Source organism: Hamadaea sp. (assembly GCF_013362815.1).
Taxonomy (GTDB): domain Bacteria; phylum Actinomycetota; class Actinomycetes; order Mycobacteriales; family Micromonosporaceae; genus Hamadaea.
Window position 1 is genome coordinate 19,625 of sequence record NZ_JABFVK010000058.1, and the last position, 13,626, is coordinate 33,250.

The window sequence follows — 13,626 nt, forward strand, 5'->3', positions numbered from 1 at the left end:
GGGGGTTGGCGGATGCTGGTGATGCACGGGGTGTGGCGTGCCATCGGCGGGCTCGCCCTCTGGGCCGAGGATTCGGCCCTGCCCGCGTCCGGCAAGAGCCGCAAGATCCACCCGTACGCCGTCGCTCCGGACGTCCCCGGTAAGCCCGGCGAGGCGACGTTCCTGCTGCCCAGTGCCGGTGGGCGGCCGTTGGAGTCCCCGGAGTTGTTCCGCGAGGACGCCCCGGCTCATCGCACCCTGAAACTCGCGCCGTGGCGGGTTCCGGTCATCGACCTCGACGTCGACGAGGCGCTGCTGTTCCTGCTGACCCCACCGGACGAGGCCGGCGGGACCGAATTCGGCGGAACGCTCCGCCACCTCGCCGAAGTCGCCCGGTACGCCGTCGACCTCGTCGCCCGCGGACGCGTCGTCCCAGCCGTCGGCGGGACCGACGACGCCCCGCTCGCGCTGTGGCGGCCGGTGCTCACCGGCGAAGACCGGCATTGGGCGCAAGCGCTGTTGCATGCGATGCCACCCGTCGGGCGTACGTCGGAGACGGGGGAACTCCGCCCGGCCGAGGAAGTCTTCGCGCAGGCGCTCGACGCGTTGGCCGACGCCGCAGCGCGCGCCACGCTTCCGCCGCAGGACGGGGACACTTGGCCCGCCGCGTTGACGGGGACGCGCCGCACCTTCACCGCCGAACCGGTGCAGCTCGCGCGGCTGCGCAGCGACCTCGACCAGTGGACGCGAGACGCGGCGGCCGGCTCGGTCCGCGCCTTCTTCCGCCTGGTCGAACCGCTGGACCCGGAGGCCGACGACGATCCGTGGCGGGTGGAGCTGTCGCTGCAAGCCGCCGACGAACCGAGCCTCGTCGTCCCGGCCGCCGACATCTGGGAGTCGCAGCGCGGCCACAAGGCGCTGGCCCGCTACCTCGATGCTCCACAAGAGACGTTCCTGGCCGAGCTCGGCCGGGCGGCCCGGCTCTGGCCGCACCTCGATCGCGCGCTCGCCGAAGCCCGCCCGGCCGACCTGCCACTCGACACCGCCGAGGCGCACACGTTCCTCCGCGACTCGGCTCCGCTGCTGGCCGGGGCCGGGTTCGGCGTACTGCTGCCCAAGTGGTGGGGCAAGACGGCGGCCCGCATCGGCGCCCGGCTCAACGCCAAGTCGCCGACCGCGCCCGCGACCGTCGCCAACAGCACCACGCTCGGGCTCGACGCCATGATCGACTACGAGTGGCAACTCGCCCTCGGCGACCACACCCTCACCGAAGCCGAGCTCAAGCGCCTGGCCAAGGTCAAGGCGCCGCTCGTGCGCGTACGGGGGCAATGGGTCGAGCTCGATGCCAAACGGCTCGCCGCCGGCCTCGCGCTCATGGCGACCAAGGGCCAGATGAGCGTGCTCGACCTGCTCACGGGCGCTCCGGCGGCGTCCGCCGGGTTACCGGTGGTCGAGGTTCAGGCTTCCGGTTGGGTACGCGGACTGCTGGACGGCGAGAAGATCAGTCAACTTGAGCAGCCGTCGCGATTCGTCGGCGCACTGCGGCCGTACCAGCAGCGCGGGCTGTCATGGATGTCGTTCTTGGAGCGATTCGGGCTTGGTGCCGTACTCGCAGACGACATGGGTCTCGGCAAGACCGCGACGATGCTGGCGGTGATGCTCAACGACCCGTCCGGCTCCGGGCCCACGTTGCTCGTGTGTCCCATGTCGCTGGTCGGGAACTGGGAACGAGAAGCCGCCAAATTCGCTCCTGCTTTACGCGTACACGTGCATCACGGAGCTGAACGGGCGCAAGGCGAGCGTTTCGTGCGGGCCGTGCGGGAAGCGGACCTGGTTGTGACGACCTATGCCCTCGCGGCGCGCGACGCAGCGGCGCTGAGCAAGATCCAGTGGCATCGGGTCGTGGTCGACGAGGCGCAGGCGATCAAGAACGCGGCGACGCGACAGGCGGTGGCGATCCGGTCGTTGCCGGCGCGGCACAAGATCGCCGTGACCGGTACGCCGGTGGAGAACCGCCTCGCGGACCTCTGGGCGATCATGGAGTTCGCCAATCCGGGGCTGCTCGGACCGGCCTCGGAGTTCAAGCGCGCCTACGCCGAGCCGATTCAGCGGCACGGTGATCAGCAGGCGGCCGAGCGGCTGCGGCGGCTGACTCAGCCGTTCGTGTTGCGGCGGCTGAAGACCGACAAGTCGATCATCTCGGATCTCCCGGAGAAGCTGGAGATGGAGGTGGTCTGCAACCTGACGGCGGAACAGGCGACCCTCTATCAGGCCATTGTGGACGATGCGATCGCGGCGATCGAGGGTGCGGAGGGGATCGAGCGCAAGGGCCTCGTGCTGGCCACGATGACCAAACTCAAGCAGGTGTGCAACCACCCCGCGCAGCTGTTGCGCGACGGTTCGCGGCTGGCCGGGCGATCCGGGAAGCTCGCCCGGCTGGAGGAGATCCTCGAAGAAGTGCTCGCGGCGGGGGAGAAGGCGCTCCTGTTCTCCCAGTACGCCGAGTTCGGCGGGGCGTTGCAGGCGTACCTGACCGGGCGGTTCGGGCGGGAAGTGTTGTTCCTCCACGGCGGCGTCGCGAAGGCCGACCGCGACGACATGGTGGCGAGGTTCCAAGGCGGTCACGCCTTGGACCATAAGCGCAGTCAGTCGGACGATGGGCCGCCGATCTTCGTGCTCTCGTTGAAGGCGGGCGGCACCGGTCTGACCCTGACCGCGGCCAATCACGTCATCCACGTGGACCGCTGGTGGAATCCGGCGGTCGAGGACCAGGCGACCGACCGCGCGTTCCGCATCGGGCAGAAACGCAACGTCCAGGTACGCAAATTCGTCTGCGCGGGCACGGTGGAGGAGCGTATCTCAGCGATGCTGGCCGACAAGCGCGAACTGGCCGACCGCATCGTCGGCACCGGCGAAGGCTGGATCACCGAGTTGAGCACCGACGACCTGCGGAACCTGTTCGCCCTCGACAAATCGGCGGTGGTGGAATGACCGCTCCGAAGTGGAACGAGTTCGGCCGTCCGCGCAAGGTGGCAGGCGGCATCAAGGCGCGGTCGACGAAGGGCGCGATCGGCGACACCTGGTGGTCGAAGGCGTTCATCGGAGCGCTGGAGTCGTTCGCCGACAAGGGTCGGCTGACCCGGGGCCGGTCGTACGCCCGAGCCGGGCAAGTACTTTCGCTCGACGTCGCCCCCGGCCTGGTGACCGCGTCCGTGCAGGGTTCCCGCGCGACCCCGTACGCCGTCGTGCTCGGGTTCCCGCCGCTCGACGCCGCGACTTGGTCGGTCCTGGAGCAGCGCCTCGCCTCGCAGGCGCTGTTCGCAGCGCACCTGCTGGCCGGGCAAGTGCCGCACGAACTCGTCGACCTGTTCGCCGCCGAAGGCGCGCCGCTCTTCCCGACCCGGGCCACCGAAGTGTCGATGGAGTGCTCCTGCCCCGACTGGGGCTGGCCGTGCAAACACATCGCCGCTGCGTGTTACCTGCTCGCCGAGCGGTTCGACGAGGACCCGTTCACCCTGCTGCTGTGGCGTGGGCGTACGCGCGCCGACCTGCTCGACGCGTTGCAGCTGCAACGCGGTTCCGGGATGGCCGCGCCGGTCGTGGGGACGGCGGCGGCGCTCGGCTCGCTCTCGTCGCCGTCGCCGTCGTCGCCGTCGCAGGAGGTGCCGGTGTCGCGGTGGTGGTCGCCGCCGGTTCCCCTGCCGTCGGCTCCGCCCGTCGGGCTGCCGGACCTTCCGCTGTCGCGGCAGCTGGGCACTCCGCCCGCTTCGGTCGGCCGCATCGTGTGGCCTGGATGATCGTGGTGGCTCGCATGATCAGCGGAAGTCTTGCGGTGCTTATAACCCGAACGCTCCGCTGATCATGCGCTTCACGCTTCGGTGAGGGCGCCGAGCAGCCACGAGAGCTTGAGCTCGCGAGCGGTGACGAGCGCCGCCGCGCGAAGGTGGTCCCGCTCGGCCCCCTCGGGCAGCCCGTCGGCCAGCGCGAGCATCGCCGCGGCAGTCTGCGGCCGGTAGCCGAGCGTGGCGCGCAGGTAAAGGGAGTGCCGGAGGTGCTCCTCAGCCCGCTCCGGTTCGTGGATCGACAGATGACGCACCACATAGGACTTCACCAGCGGGTCGTCGTGGGTCGCCGCCCGGTCGAAATGCGCCTTCGCGGCGATCGGATCTTCCAGGATGTTGTCCGCGAAAACCCCCAGGTAGAACTCGCCCCAACCGGCCAGCTGCGGATCCGCGGCGGCCGCCTCGAAGCCCACGCGTACCACGGCCTGGTCGTCCGGCCGCACGTCGTGATCGAACAACAAGCGGCTGTACGCATGACGGGCGGTCAAGTATCGGCCAGTCGTCGACGCCGGTTCGAGGGCGTCTACCGCGTACTGCGCCGCGTCGTGTTCCTCGCCTTGCCAGAAGAACCGGTCGATCAGCAGCTCCGCTTGGACTTCGGCGGCTTCGCCCAGCTCGACGGCCCGGTCCTGCGCCTCGGCGAAGTGGCCGAGCCGGTGCAGCGCGGTGATGTAGGGGTCTTTTGCTACCATGGGACCTACGATAGGGATCAGCGATGTAGGTGGTCAAGTGGAATACGTCGACTACTTGGGCAACGTAACCCGGTTCGCGGTGGGCCTGGTCAACACGCCTGCCACGGTCCCGGGGGACCAGGAGATGCTCACGGAGCACGAGGTCGCCGCGCCGGATGCGGCCGAGGTGGAGCCGGTGCTCAAACTCATCCGGGAGGCGCTCGGCCAGATCGTGGACGGCGTACCGGTGGAAGCGGTCGACACGCTGCTCCGGCGGTATCCGCCGCGCATGCATCTGTCCGATCACGACGGCGCCGATCATCCGCACATCCATTTCGCGCGCAACGGTGACGAGCCGGTTCGCTGGATCGGGCAGACCGTGGGGGCCGCCCTGGCGCACGTCGCGACCGGCGATCCCGGCCTGACGCTGGGCCGCTGCGCGGCCGAGGGCTGTGAGAACTTCTTCGTCGACCAGTCGAAGAACCGGACTCGGCGGTTCTGCTCGAACACCTGCGCCAGCCGGACGACGGTCGCGGCCTATCGCGCGCGGAATCGCGTGTAGTAGTTTCGCTGGCGTGAACGACGTTCAGCTAGGCGGAACACGGATCATTCCGGTCGTGGCGTTGCCCGACGCCAGGCTCGCCCTCGACCTCGGTCAGGCGTTGTGGGCCGGCGGCATCCGGACGATCGAGATCACGCTGCGTACGCCGGCTGCCCTCGCCGCCATCGCGAGCCTGGCGGAGAAAAGTGACCTGCTCGTCGGGGCGGGCACCGTCCTCACTGCCGATCAGGTGGACGCCGCTGTCGACGCCGGAGCGAAGTACGTCCTCAGTCCCGGGTTCTCGGCCGCGGTGGTGGACCGCTGCCGGGAGGTCGGCGTACCGGTGATTCCGGGGATCGCGACCGCGACGGAGCTGCAGACGGCGCTCGCGGCCGGGATCACGACGGTCAAGTTCTTCCCCGCCGAGCAGCTCGGCGGCCCGGCCGGCATCCGGGCGCTGTCCGGACCGTTCGGCCAGGTGAAGTTCGTGCCGACTGGTGGCGTCTCGCTCGCCAATCTCGCCGGTTATCTGGCTGAACCGGCTGTGCTCGCGGTCGGGGCGTCCTGGGTGGCCGCGTCCGACCTGCTCGCTCGGCGTGACTTCGCGGAGATCACCCGGCGCTCGGCCGCCGCCCTCGAACTGGCCGCCCGATGACCGGCTTGGACGTCGTCGCCCTCGGGGAGGTCATGCTGCGGCTGGACCCCGGCGAGGGACGCGTACGCACAGCGCGCAGCTTCGCCGTGTGGGAAGGCGGCGGGGAGTACAACGTCGCGCGCGCCCTGCGCCGGTGCTTCGGACTGCGTACGGGGGTCGTCACGGCATTGGCCGACAACGAGGTCGGCCGCCTAATCGAAGACCTCATACTGGCCGGCGGCGTCGACACCTCCTTCGTGCGGTGGCTGCCCTACGACGGGATCGGCCGCGAGGTGCGCAACGGGCTCAACTTCGTCGAGCGCGGGTTCGGCGTACGCGCCCCGCTGGGCGTCTCCGACCGAGGGCACACCGCCATCGCCCGGCTTCGTCCCTCCGATGTGGACTGGGAAGCGCTCTTCGGCTGCGGCGTACGCTGGCTGCACACCGGCGGCATCCTCGCCGGGTTGTCCGATACCACGCCGGATCTCATCGAGGCGGCGATCGACGCGGCCCACCGGCACGGCGCGACCGTTTCCTACGACCTGAACTATCGGGCCAGCCTGTGGCACGGCCGAGGCGGCCGCGAACGGGCCCAGGAGGTCAACCGCCGTCTGCTGTCGGCCGGGGTCGACGTGCTCTTCGGCCTCCCCACCGAAGCACCGGTCTCAGCAGCGACCTTCCCCGGTCAGGTGGAAGACCTGGTCAAGGAGTTACCAGGGCTCCGCGTCGTGGCGACCACGCTGCGCCGTGTTCACTCGACGAACGTCCACGACTGGGGTGCGATCGCCTGGCGGGACGGCGAGTTCGCCGAATCGCGGCTGCGGGAAGGTCTCGCCGTCCTCGACCGCATCGGCGGCGGCGACGGCTTCGCCTCCGGTCTCATCTACGGGCTGCTGACCGGACTCGATCTGAGCCTCGCCGTGGAGTACGGCGTCGCGCACGGGGCGCTCGCCATGACCACTCCCGGCGACACCTCGATGGCCACGTTGGCCGAGGTGGCGGCGCTCGCCACGACTGCGGTGGCGGACGTCAGCCGATAGGAGTCACACCTTGGTGGCGGTGACGATCACGTAGCCCTTCGGGTCGCGTACCGGACCGCCGTCGGCGAACAAGGCCGCCGCGTTCTCGGTCAGGGTCGCGATCACGTCGTCCCGACGAGGGTCGTCATCGGCCACTCCCCAGCCCGTCAAAGACGAGACGGCGTAGTCGATCATCGGCCCGGGATCGGGGAAGACCAGCTCGTTGGCGTGGCGGTGCGGTTGTGCGTACCCGAAGATCTGCTGGACCAGCGTGGGGAGATTGCCGTCGTGGACGCTGGCCATGCGCGGACCCCGGCCGACCTCGCCGCTCGGCCGCGGCCGAGCGAAGCCGTGCGCGCCGACCGAGGTCTGAAGCAGCCCCATCAGAATGGGCGTGGTGGTCTCGAAGTTGACCACGGCCGCAAACCGACCGCCGGGCCGCAGCACCCGGTGGGCCTCGCGGAGCGCGAGCAGCGGATCGGGCACGTGGTAGAGCATGTGGCGCGCGGTGACCACGTCGAACGTCGCGTCGTCGAAGGGCAGCCGCTGAGCGTCGCCCTCCACCGCGGTGACCCCAGGCGTCGCGGCGAGTGAGGTCACTGCCGCAGGCGCCGCGTCGAGCCCGATGAGCTGGCCGAGGTGTCCCTCCCCGGCCAGCTTCAGCAGGAAGGCGCCGGTGCCGCAGCCGACGTCGAGCAGGTCGTCGGCGGGACTGAGGCCGACCGCCGCCCGGACCGCCGCGTCGACGTCGTCCGGCCGGGCGCTGTACCGCTGGTGCGTGCGAATCCGCACGGCAAGCGGATCCAGGCTGGCGTATTGCCGGCGGGCGATCGCCGCGAGATCGGTCATGGCAGGCGCTCCTCATCCTGTCCGGTCGGCTGCGCGTCCAGCCAGAACCGTTCGAAGGTGGTCGTCATCAGGTCGAACATGCCGCCTTCGGTCTCCCGCCGCAGGTGCATCAGCGGGTCGAGGAAGCTTTGCACACCGTAGAGATGGTGGCTGACCAGGAGGTCGTCGTCGAACCGGAAGATCGACGAGTACGCGGTGAGGGTGTAGGTCCGCAGTTGCGCCCCTGGGATCGCCGCCAGGGGTTCGTAGTAGGAGATCGCCGCCCGGGCCCGGGCGGCGAGTGCTCCGACGAGCCGCTGTTCCATCGCCCGGCGGCGCAGCGCCGGACTGGTCGGGTGCGCCATCGCCAGCCGGATCGGTACGCCGTCCCCGGCCTTGCGCGCCAGGAGGTCGTCGACGCTGGGATTGTCCTCTGCCAGGAACAGCCCGGTGACGCAGAGGATGTCGATGGTCGACTTCGCCCCACGCATCAGCTCGTGCCAGAGCTGGCGGGGTGCTTCGGCCCGATGCGCGTAAAGCCGGACGAAGTCTCGCGGTTGGTTCTCGGGTCCGTTGTCGGGCCCGCTGATGGTCGGCCACAACCAGTCGACCGGTACGCCCAGCCGCCGGGAAACCCGGTCGGCCGTCTTGCGGCGGGGCGTGCGTCCTTCGTAGACCCACCGCTGCGCCGTCTTGCCGTTCACGCCGACGGCGCCGCCGAGCTCCGTGATCGCCAGTCCGCTCGCCCGAATGGCCTCGCGCAGTCGTTCGTTTCGCATGGGTCCTCCCCGCCATCCGTCCAAATCCACCACGCGGTTATATCAATGTCCAAACGGGCACTGCAACAAAATCCCCGACATGGTTTTTACCGCATGGATCCGAACCTGCAAAACCGGCGTTTTTCGGGGGTCTACCTGGTTCGATGCCGTGTTGGACCGCACTGTCTTATGAGGAGACATCGGCGGCTTCGCAATGCGGTAGTGCGCGCTATTGGAGCGCACTATTGCGCATTGGTGGGCGCTACTAGTGGTGGGACATTGCGGCATGATCGCCCTCGGTGGTTCCGCTGGTTTCTGCTCGGTTCTGCGCGCTGGTTCCGCTGGTTCTGCGGGCCGGTTCTGCTGGTTTCTGCGCGCTGGTTCCGCTGGTTCCGCGGGCCGGTTCTGCTGGTTTCTGCGCGCTGGTTCCGCTGGTTCCGCGGGCCGGTTCTGCTGGTTTCCGCGCGCTGGTTCCGCTGGTTTCTGCGCAGGATCCCGGGATATCGCGGTTATCGGAGCGCACGAGGCCGCGTTATCCCCGGATATCGCGCGCGGGATCCAGCGCGAGCGGGTCCGGAGCGAGCGGGATCCAGTGCGAGCGGGCTCGATAGCGAGCGGGGTCCATAGCGGACGCGTCGCCCATCCGTGTCACGGCGGCGCGTCGCCCGTCCGTGTCGCCCGGGCGGCAGGCTCGGCTTGATCCAGTGCCCTCCGTCAGCGATTCACGGCTCGAATCGGAGATCAAGTTCCCATGGCCAGCGCAAAACCGGGGCCTGAGCGCTGATAACGGGAATTTGATCTCCGGAATCGGCCGCCGAGCGCTGACGAGGGGAACTCGATCTTGCCGTGCCGCCGCGTAAGCCCGCCGCGTAAGCCCGACGCGTAAGCCCGACGCGTAAGCCCGCCGCGTAAGCCCAGCGCGCGAGCCCGACGCGTAAGCCCGACGCGTAGCCCCGACGCGGAGTGCGGCCGGGAGCGCCGCAGGAGCGGGCCGCGTACTGGCGGTTCGGTCAGCCGACCATCCGCCGTCCGGCCAGGAAGATCTCCAAGCCGCCCGGAAGGCATCCACGGGGTGTCGCGAAGCGTCTCTCCTTGAGTACCCTCACCGCGGGAGGAAACGATCCGACATGCGCCGCCGCACGATTTTCGCCACCGCCGCGACTGCCGCGGCGGGCACTCTGCTTGCCGCTTGCAAGGACGACTCGAAGGATGTCGCCTGGAGCGGGCCGAGCGCTTCGCCGAGCACCTCGCCCGCCGCCGATGATGATCCGAACGCGCCGACGCTGACGATCGCGCCCGCGCCGGGAGCCAGCGTCGCGCCGAATGAGCCCGTCGTGGTGACGGCTGTCAATGCGACGCTCCAGACGGTCTCGGTGACGACCGGCGGCAAGGCGGTCGCCGGTGAGCTCGACGCCGAGAAGACCACTTGGCGGAGCACGTCGGCGCTGCAGTTCGGCAAGACGTATCAGGTGACGGCGAGCGGCGTCGACTCGGCGGGCAAGCCGCTGGAGCAGACGGCGACGTTCACGACGTTGAAGCCGTCCGGCACGGCGAGCATAACCTTCCAGGCCAACGCCATGACCGGGATGAAGAACGGCGGCACCTACGGCGTCGGCCAGGTCGTCATCGTGAAGTTCAGCAAGGCCCCCACGGACAAGAAGGCGGCGCTGGCGGCGATCAAGGTGACCAGCGAGCCGCAGGTCGAGGGCCGGTGGTACTGGGTCGACAACCGCACCGCGCACTACCGTCCCGAGAAGTTCTGGACCAAGGGCACCAAGGTGTCGGTCGATGCCAAGCTGCACGGCGTACATCTGGGCAAGAACGTCTACGGGGGCGAGAACGAGTCGATCTCGTTCAACATCGGGCCGGCTCGGATCGCGACCGCCGACAACGCCACGCACTACATGCGGGTCACCGTCGACGGCGTACTCGTCAAGAACATCCCCATCAGCATGGGCAAGAGCGGCTACGTCACCACTGCCGACGGCGGCAAGGTGCTGTTCCCGACCCGCTCGGGCACACACGTCGTGATGTCGCGGGAGCCGGAGCACCGGATGACGTCGGCCAGTTACGGCGTCACCGATCCCAACAACCCCAACTACTACGACGATCTGATCAAGCTCTGCTGCCGCATCTCCTACAGCGGCGAGTTCGTGCACGCCGCGCCGTGGAGCGTGTGGGCGCAGGGCAAGCAGAACGTCTCGCACGGCTGCATCAACATCTCGACCGGCAACGCCCAGTGGTTCTACGACAACTTCCGGCTCGGCGACCCGGTCATCGTCAAGGGCACCGGCCGTCCGCAGCTCATCGGTGACAGCGCCGGCGCCGTCTGGGACGTCGCCTGGTCCAAGATGCTGCCGGAGTCGTAGATTACCGTCGTCGCATGACAGGCGACGACAGCGCACGGCGTGCGGAACTGCTGGCCAAGCTGGTCGACTACTCGCGCGCTCACGGCCTGGCGGACATGTCGCTGCGTCCCCTGGCCGCCGCGGTCGGGTCCAGTCCGCGGGTCTTGCTCTACTTCTTCACAAGCAAAGATCAACTTGTACGCGAAGTGGTGGCGCACAGTCGCCGTGAACAGGTCAGCCTGGTGCAAGCGGAGCTGATCGATCCCGCGACGGAGGATTCCGTTGGGGAGTCGGCGGTGGACCGGCTCTGGCAGTGGCTGACCGACCCGGACAACGCCCACGTCGAGCGGCTGTTCTTCGAGAGCTACGCGCTGTCGTTGCGGGCCGAACCGGGGGCGTGGGAAGGCTACGGCGCGGCCAGTGTCGCCGAGTGGCTCCCGCAGCTGCGCCCGGTCGCCGAACGTCTGATGCCCGGCGCAGACCCGGAGGTGGCGGCGACTCTGCTGCTGGCGACGTTGCGCGGACTACTCCTGGATCGGCTGGCGACCGGCGACTCTCGGCGTACCGATATGGCGATCGAGATGTTTCTGCACGGCCTGGACGGCACGGCGTTGACAGCAGACTGAAACGAGTGTTTCACTCAAGGCATGAGCGAGCTGATCCGCGACCTGGACCGACCCGGCGACCTGGGCTGGGTCGTGCAGCGCCATGGCGAGATCTACGCCGAGGAATTCGGCTGGGACGTGAGTTTCGAGGCGCTGGTGGCGCGCATCGTGGCCGATTACGCCGAGAAGCGCGACCCCGCCCGGGAGAACGCGTGGATCGCCGAGGTCGACGGCCGGCGCGCCGGATGCGTCTTCTGCGTACGCAAAGACGAGCAGACCGCACAGCTCCGCATCCTGCTCGTCGACCCGATCGCCCGTGGTCGGGGAGTGGGACAGCGGCTGGTCCGGAGGTGCATCGAGTTCGCCCGGTCGGCCGGCTACACCCGGATGATGCTGTGGACCAACGATCCGCTGGTCGCCGCCCGCAAGATCTACTTGGCCGAGGGCTTCGCGCTGGTCGAGTCCGAGGAGCACGACTCCTTCGGCCGTCACCTCGTCGGTCAGGTCTACACGCGCGATCTCTAGTCGGCTCAGCCTGTGATCGGCACGCGTTCCGGCTGGACCGGGGCTGTCTTCACGCCTATCGATCCGGCAGGATGACCGCATGATCCTGGCGGTGACCCTGAACCCGGCGCTCGACATCACCTATCGAGTCGAAGCGATGCGGCCGCACACCTCGCACCGCGTACGCGAAGTCGCCGAGCGCCCCGGCGGCAAGGGGCTCAACGTCGCCCGCGTCCTCGCGCAACTGGGTCAGCCGGTGCTCGCCACCGGGCTGCTCGGTGGGGCGACCGGCGCTCGGATCACCGAACTGCTCGACGGCGTGGAGCATTCGTTCTGGCCGGTCGCGGGGGAGACGCGGCGTACGGTCGCCATCGTCGACGCGCAGGACGCCACCGGGTTCTGGGAACCGGGTCCCGAGGTGAGCGCCGCCGAATGGGAGCAGTTCCGGACGCACTTCGCGTCCCTGCTGCCCGGCGTCAAGGTCGTCACGTTGTCCGGCTCGCTGCCGCAAGGCGTACCCGTCGACGCGTACGCGCAACTCGTCGCGCTCGCCCGGGAGGCCGGGGTGATCAGCGTGCTCGACGCCGAAGGGGAGGCGCTGACCCTGGGCATCGCCGCTGGACCGGACGTCGTGAAGCCCAACCGCGACGAACTCGGCGACAGCACTCCGCGGGAGCTGCTCGCGCAGGGAGCCAAGGCCGTCGTCGCCTCCCGGGGCGAGGACGGCATGGAAGCCGTGACCGCCCAGGGCACCTGGCGAGCGTTGCCGCCCGAGCGGGTCTTCGGCAATCCGACCGGAGCCGGTGACTCCTGTGTCGCCGCGATCGCCCGCGGGCTGGCGGCCGGAATCGGCTGGCGTGACGTGGTGGCGGACGCGGTCGCGGTGTCGGCCGCAGCGGTCGCCTCGCCCGTCGCCGGGCACATCGACGAGCCGTCCTACCAGCGTTTCCGCGACGCCGTACGGGTAGAGGAGCTCGCACATCGCGAGGCGGTTCGGATCATCTGCCTCGACGACAGCGGCCGCATCCTGCTGCAGCACTGGCGTGATCCGGTCACCGGCGACCACCTGTGGGAGCCGCCCGGCGGCGGAGTCGAGGAAGGCGAGGAGCCGTACGCCGCCGCCCGCCGCGAACTCGTCGAGGAGACCGGTCTGGACCCCGACCAGATCCGCCCGGAGAACGTCGCCGTGCACCGGGACTGCCAGTGGAAAGGCCGCCGCTGGGTCGGCGTGGAACCCTTCTACCTGGCCCGTTTCCCGGGTTCGCAGCCGCCGGTGAAGCCCGCCAAGCTCACCCCGGGCGAGCAGACCTCCCTGGTCGAGCAGGCTTGGGTGCACTGGTCGGAGCTGGGGTCGCTGTCCGGCCGCCTTGAGCCGCCGCAGCTACTTTACGTCGTACGCCGGCTCGCTCCGGACGAGCTTCGCCCGCGCTCTTAGCTTCGCCGGGGTGCGTTATCCCGAGATAACGCTGCTTCGGCCGACGAAATAGCCGCGCTACCCCGCATAACGCGAGCGCGCGCCCTCAAAGGGAACGCCGGCCAACCGTCGCTTGATGTCGGAGCAAAGGGCGGCCGCCTCCGGGTGCCCGACGGTGCGCGCCTGAGCCGCCCAGTGCAACGCGGGCCGGTACGCCCCAACCGCAGCCAGCTCAGCCGCCAGGTCGAAGGTGGTCGCCGGGTCCTGCGCGAGAATGCGCCGCCAGTAGTCGGCTTGCTGCTCGACGCCGTACTCGTCCAGCGTCATGATCATCATCCAGATCGCCGCCGAACTCGTCCCCGAGGCCGCCTGCCAGAACAGAGCACCGACCCCGAGGGTCTGGGCGAAGCACCGCTGGAGGCGTAAGGACATGCCGGTCCTCTTCTCGGGTGGGGAGAAAGTGGACCGGCCGTCAAGGCCGGT

12 protein-coding genes and 2 pseudogenes are annotated in these 13,626 nt (G+C 69.4%); 10 read left to right on the forward strand and 4 right to left on the reverse strand.

Annotated features, from left to right (window positions below):
* Positions 1-12: 12 nt before the first annotated feature.
* Together HOV77_RS24975 and HOV77_RS24980 are read left to right on the forward strand one after the other, a co-directional pair.
* Entirely contained in the window at positions 13-2,970 is a 2,958-nt protein-coding gene (locus tag HOV77_RS24975) for a DEAD/DEAH box helicase (protein ID WP_290865686.1), read from the forward strand.
* Positions 2,967-3,776, forward strand: coding sequence for an SWIM zinc finger family protein (locus HOV77_RS24980; protein ID WP_290865688.1), 810 nt, complete (start codon positions 2,967-2,969; stop codon positions 3,774-3,776). The genes HOV77_RS24975 and HOV77_RS24980 overlap by 4 nt, the downstream gene beginning before the upstream one ends.
* A 71-nt stretch (positions 3,777-3,847) precedes the next feature.
* Here the strand turns inward: HOV77_RS24980 and HOV77_RS24985 are convergent, their stop codons facing one another.
* Positions 3,848-4,513 (reverse strand): hypothetical protein, encoded by a 666-nt coding sequence (locus HOV77_RS24985; protein WP_290865690.1) that lies wholly within the window; start codon positions 4,511-4,513, stop codon positions 3,848-3,850.
* Between the two features lie 37 nt (positions 4,514-4,550).
* On the opposite strand from HOV77_RS24985, the gene HOV77_RS24990 reads away from it, so the two are divergent.
* The 3 genes from HOV77_RS24990 to HOV77_RS25000 are packed head-to-tail and all read left to right on the forward strand — an operon-like array spanning position 4,551 to position 6,707.
* The gene (locus HOV77_RS24990; RefSeq protein WP_290865692.1) at positions 4,551-5,054 is read left to right on the forward strand and encodes a CGNR zinc finger domain-containing protein; all 504 of its coding nucleotides are present in this window, start codon (positions 4,551-4,553) and stop codon (positions 5,052-5,054) included.
* 13 nt (positions 5,055-5,067) lie between these two features.
* A complete protein-coding gene (gene eda, locus HOV77_RS24995; protein ID WP_290865694.1) occupies positions 5,068-5,688 on the forward strand; it encodes a bifunctional 4-hydroxy-2-oxoglutarate aldolase/2-dehydro-3-deoxy-phosphogluconate aldolase in 621 nt (206 codons plus the stop codon).
* Positions 5,685-6,707: a sugar kinase gene (locus HOV77_RS25000; protein ID WP_290865696.1), complete on the forward strand. Its 1,023-nt coding sequence runs from the start codon at positions 5,685-5,687 to the stop codon at positions 6,705-6,707. The genes eda and HOV77_RS25000 overlap by 4 nt, the downstream gene beginning before the upstream one ends.
* Positions 6,708-6,710: 3 nt before the next feature.
* Here HOV77_RS25000 and HOV77_RS25005 read toward each other — a convergent pair whose 3' ends face one another.
* On the reverse strand, positions 6,711-7,535 hold the full coding sequence (locus tag HOV77_RS25005; protein ID WP_290865698.1) for a class I SAM-dependent methyltransferase: 825 nt from the start codon (positions 7,533-7,535) through the stop codon (positions 6,711-6,713).
* Positions 7,532-8,293, reverse strand: coding sequence for a helix-turn-helix transcriptional regulator (locus HOV77_RS25010; RefSeq protein ID WP_290865700.1), 762 nt, complete (start codon positions 8,291-8,293; stop codon positions 7,532-7,534). The genes HOV77_RS25005 and HOV77_RS25010 overlap by 4 nt, the downstream gene beginning before the upstream one ends.
* A 1,106-nt stretch (positions 8,294-9,399) precedes the next feature.
* On the opposite strand from HOV77_RS25010, the gene HOV77_RS25015 reads away from it, so the two are divergent.
* The 5 genes and pseudogenes from HOV77_RS25015 to HOV77_RS25035 form a co-directional block, all read left to right on the forward strand.
* On the forward strand, positions 9,400-10,641 hold the full coding sequence (locus HOV77_RS25015; RefSeq protein ID WP_290865702.1) for an Ig-like domain-containing protein: 1,242 nt from the start codon (positions 9,400-9,402) through the stop codon (positions 10,639-10,641).
* 14 nt (positions 10,642-10,655) lie between these two features.
* On the forward strand, positions 10,656-11,246 hold the full coding sequence (locus HOV77_RS25020; protein WP_290865705.1) for a TetR/AcrR family transcriptional regulator: 591 nt from the start codon (positions 10,656-10,658) through the stop codon (positions 11,244-11,246).
* Positions 11,247-11,267: 21 nt separating this feature from the next.
* Positions 11,268-11,750, forward strand: coding sequence for a GNAT family N-acetyltransferase (locus HOV77_RS25025; RefSeq protein ID WP_290865707.1), 483 nt, complete (start codon positions 11,268-11,270; stop codon positions 11,748-11,750).
* A gap of 79 nt (positions 11,751-11,829) precedes the next feature.
* Positions 11,830-12,687, forward strand: a pseudogene (locus HOV77_RS25030) (1-phosphofructokinase family hexose kinase); the annotation flags it as partial.
* Between the two features lie 24 nt (positions 12,688-12,711).
* Positions 12,712-13,164: pseudogene (locus HOV77_RS25035) on the forward strand (NUDIX domain-containing protein); the annotation flags it as partial.
* Positions 13,165-13,221: 57 nt separating this feature from the next.
* Here HOV77_RS25035 and HOV77_RS25040 read toward each other — a convergent pair.
* Entirely contained in the window at positions 13,222-13,575 is a 354-nt protein-coding gene (locus HOV77_RS25040; RefSeq protein WP_290865709.1) for a hypothetical protein, read from the reverse strand.
* Between the last annotated feature and the right edge of the window lie 51 nt (positions 13,576-13,626).

Coding starts and splice junctions, on each gene's coding strand:
- HOV77_RS24975 (WP_290865686.1), top strand. CDS start 13: ATGCTGGTGATGCACGGGGTGTGGCGTGCCATCGGCGGGCTCGCCCTC.
- HOV77_RS24980 (WP_290865688.1), top strand. CDS start 2,967: ATGACCGCTCCGAAGTGGAACGAGTTCGGCCGTCCGCGCAAGGTGGCA.
- HOV77_RS24985 (WP_290865690.1), bottom strand. CDS start 4,513: ATGGTAGCAAAAGACCCCTACATCACCGCGCTGCACCGGCTCGGCCAC.
- HOV77_RS25000 (WP_290865696.1), top strand. CDS start 5,685: ATGACCGGCTTGGACGTCGTCGCCCTCGGGGAGGTCATGCTGCGGCTG.
- HOV77_RS25005 (WP_290865698.1), bottom strand. CDS start 7,535: ATGACCGATCTCGCGGCGATCGCCCGCCGGCAATACGCCAGCCTGGAT.
- HOV77_RS25010 (WP_290865700.1), bottom strand. CDS start 8,293: ATGCGAAACGAACGACTGCGCGAGGCCATTCGGGCGAGCGGACTGGCG.
- HOV77_RS25015 (WP_290865702.1), top strand. CDS start 9,400: ATGCGCCGCCGCACGATTTTCGCCACCGCCGCGACTGCCGCGGCGGGC.
- HOV77_RS25020 (WP_290865705.1), top strand. CDS start 10,656: ATGACAGGCGACGACAGCGCACGGCGTGCGGAACTGCTGGCCAAGCTG.
- HOV77_RS25025 (WP_290865707.1), top strand. CDS start 11,268: ATGAGCGAGCTGATCCGCGACCTGGACCGACCCGGCGACCTGGGCTGG.
- HOV77_RS25040 (WP_290865709.1), bottom strand. CDS start 13,575: ATGTCCTTACGCCTCCAGCGGTGCTTCGCCCAGACCCTCGGGGTCGGT.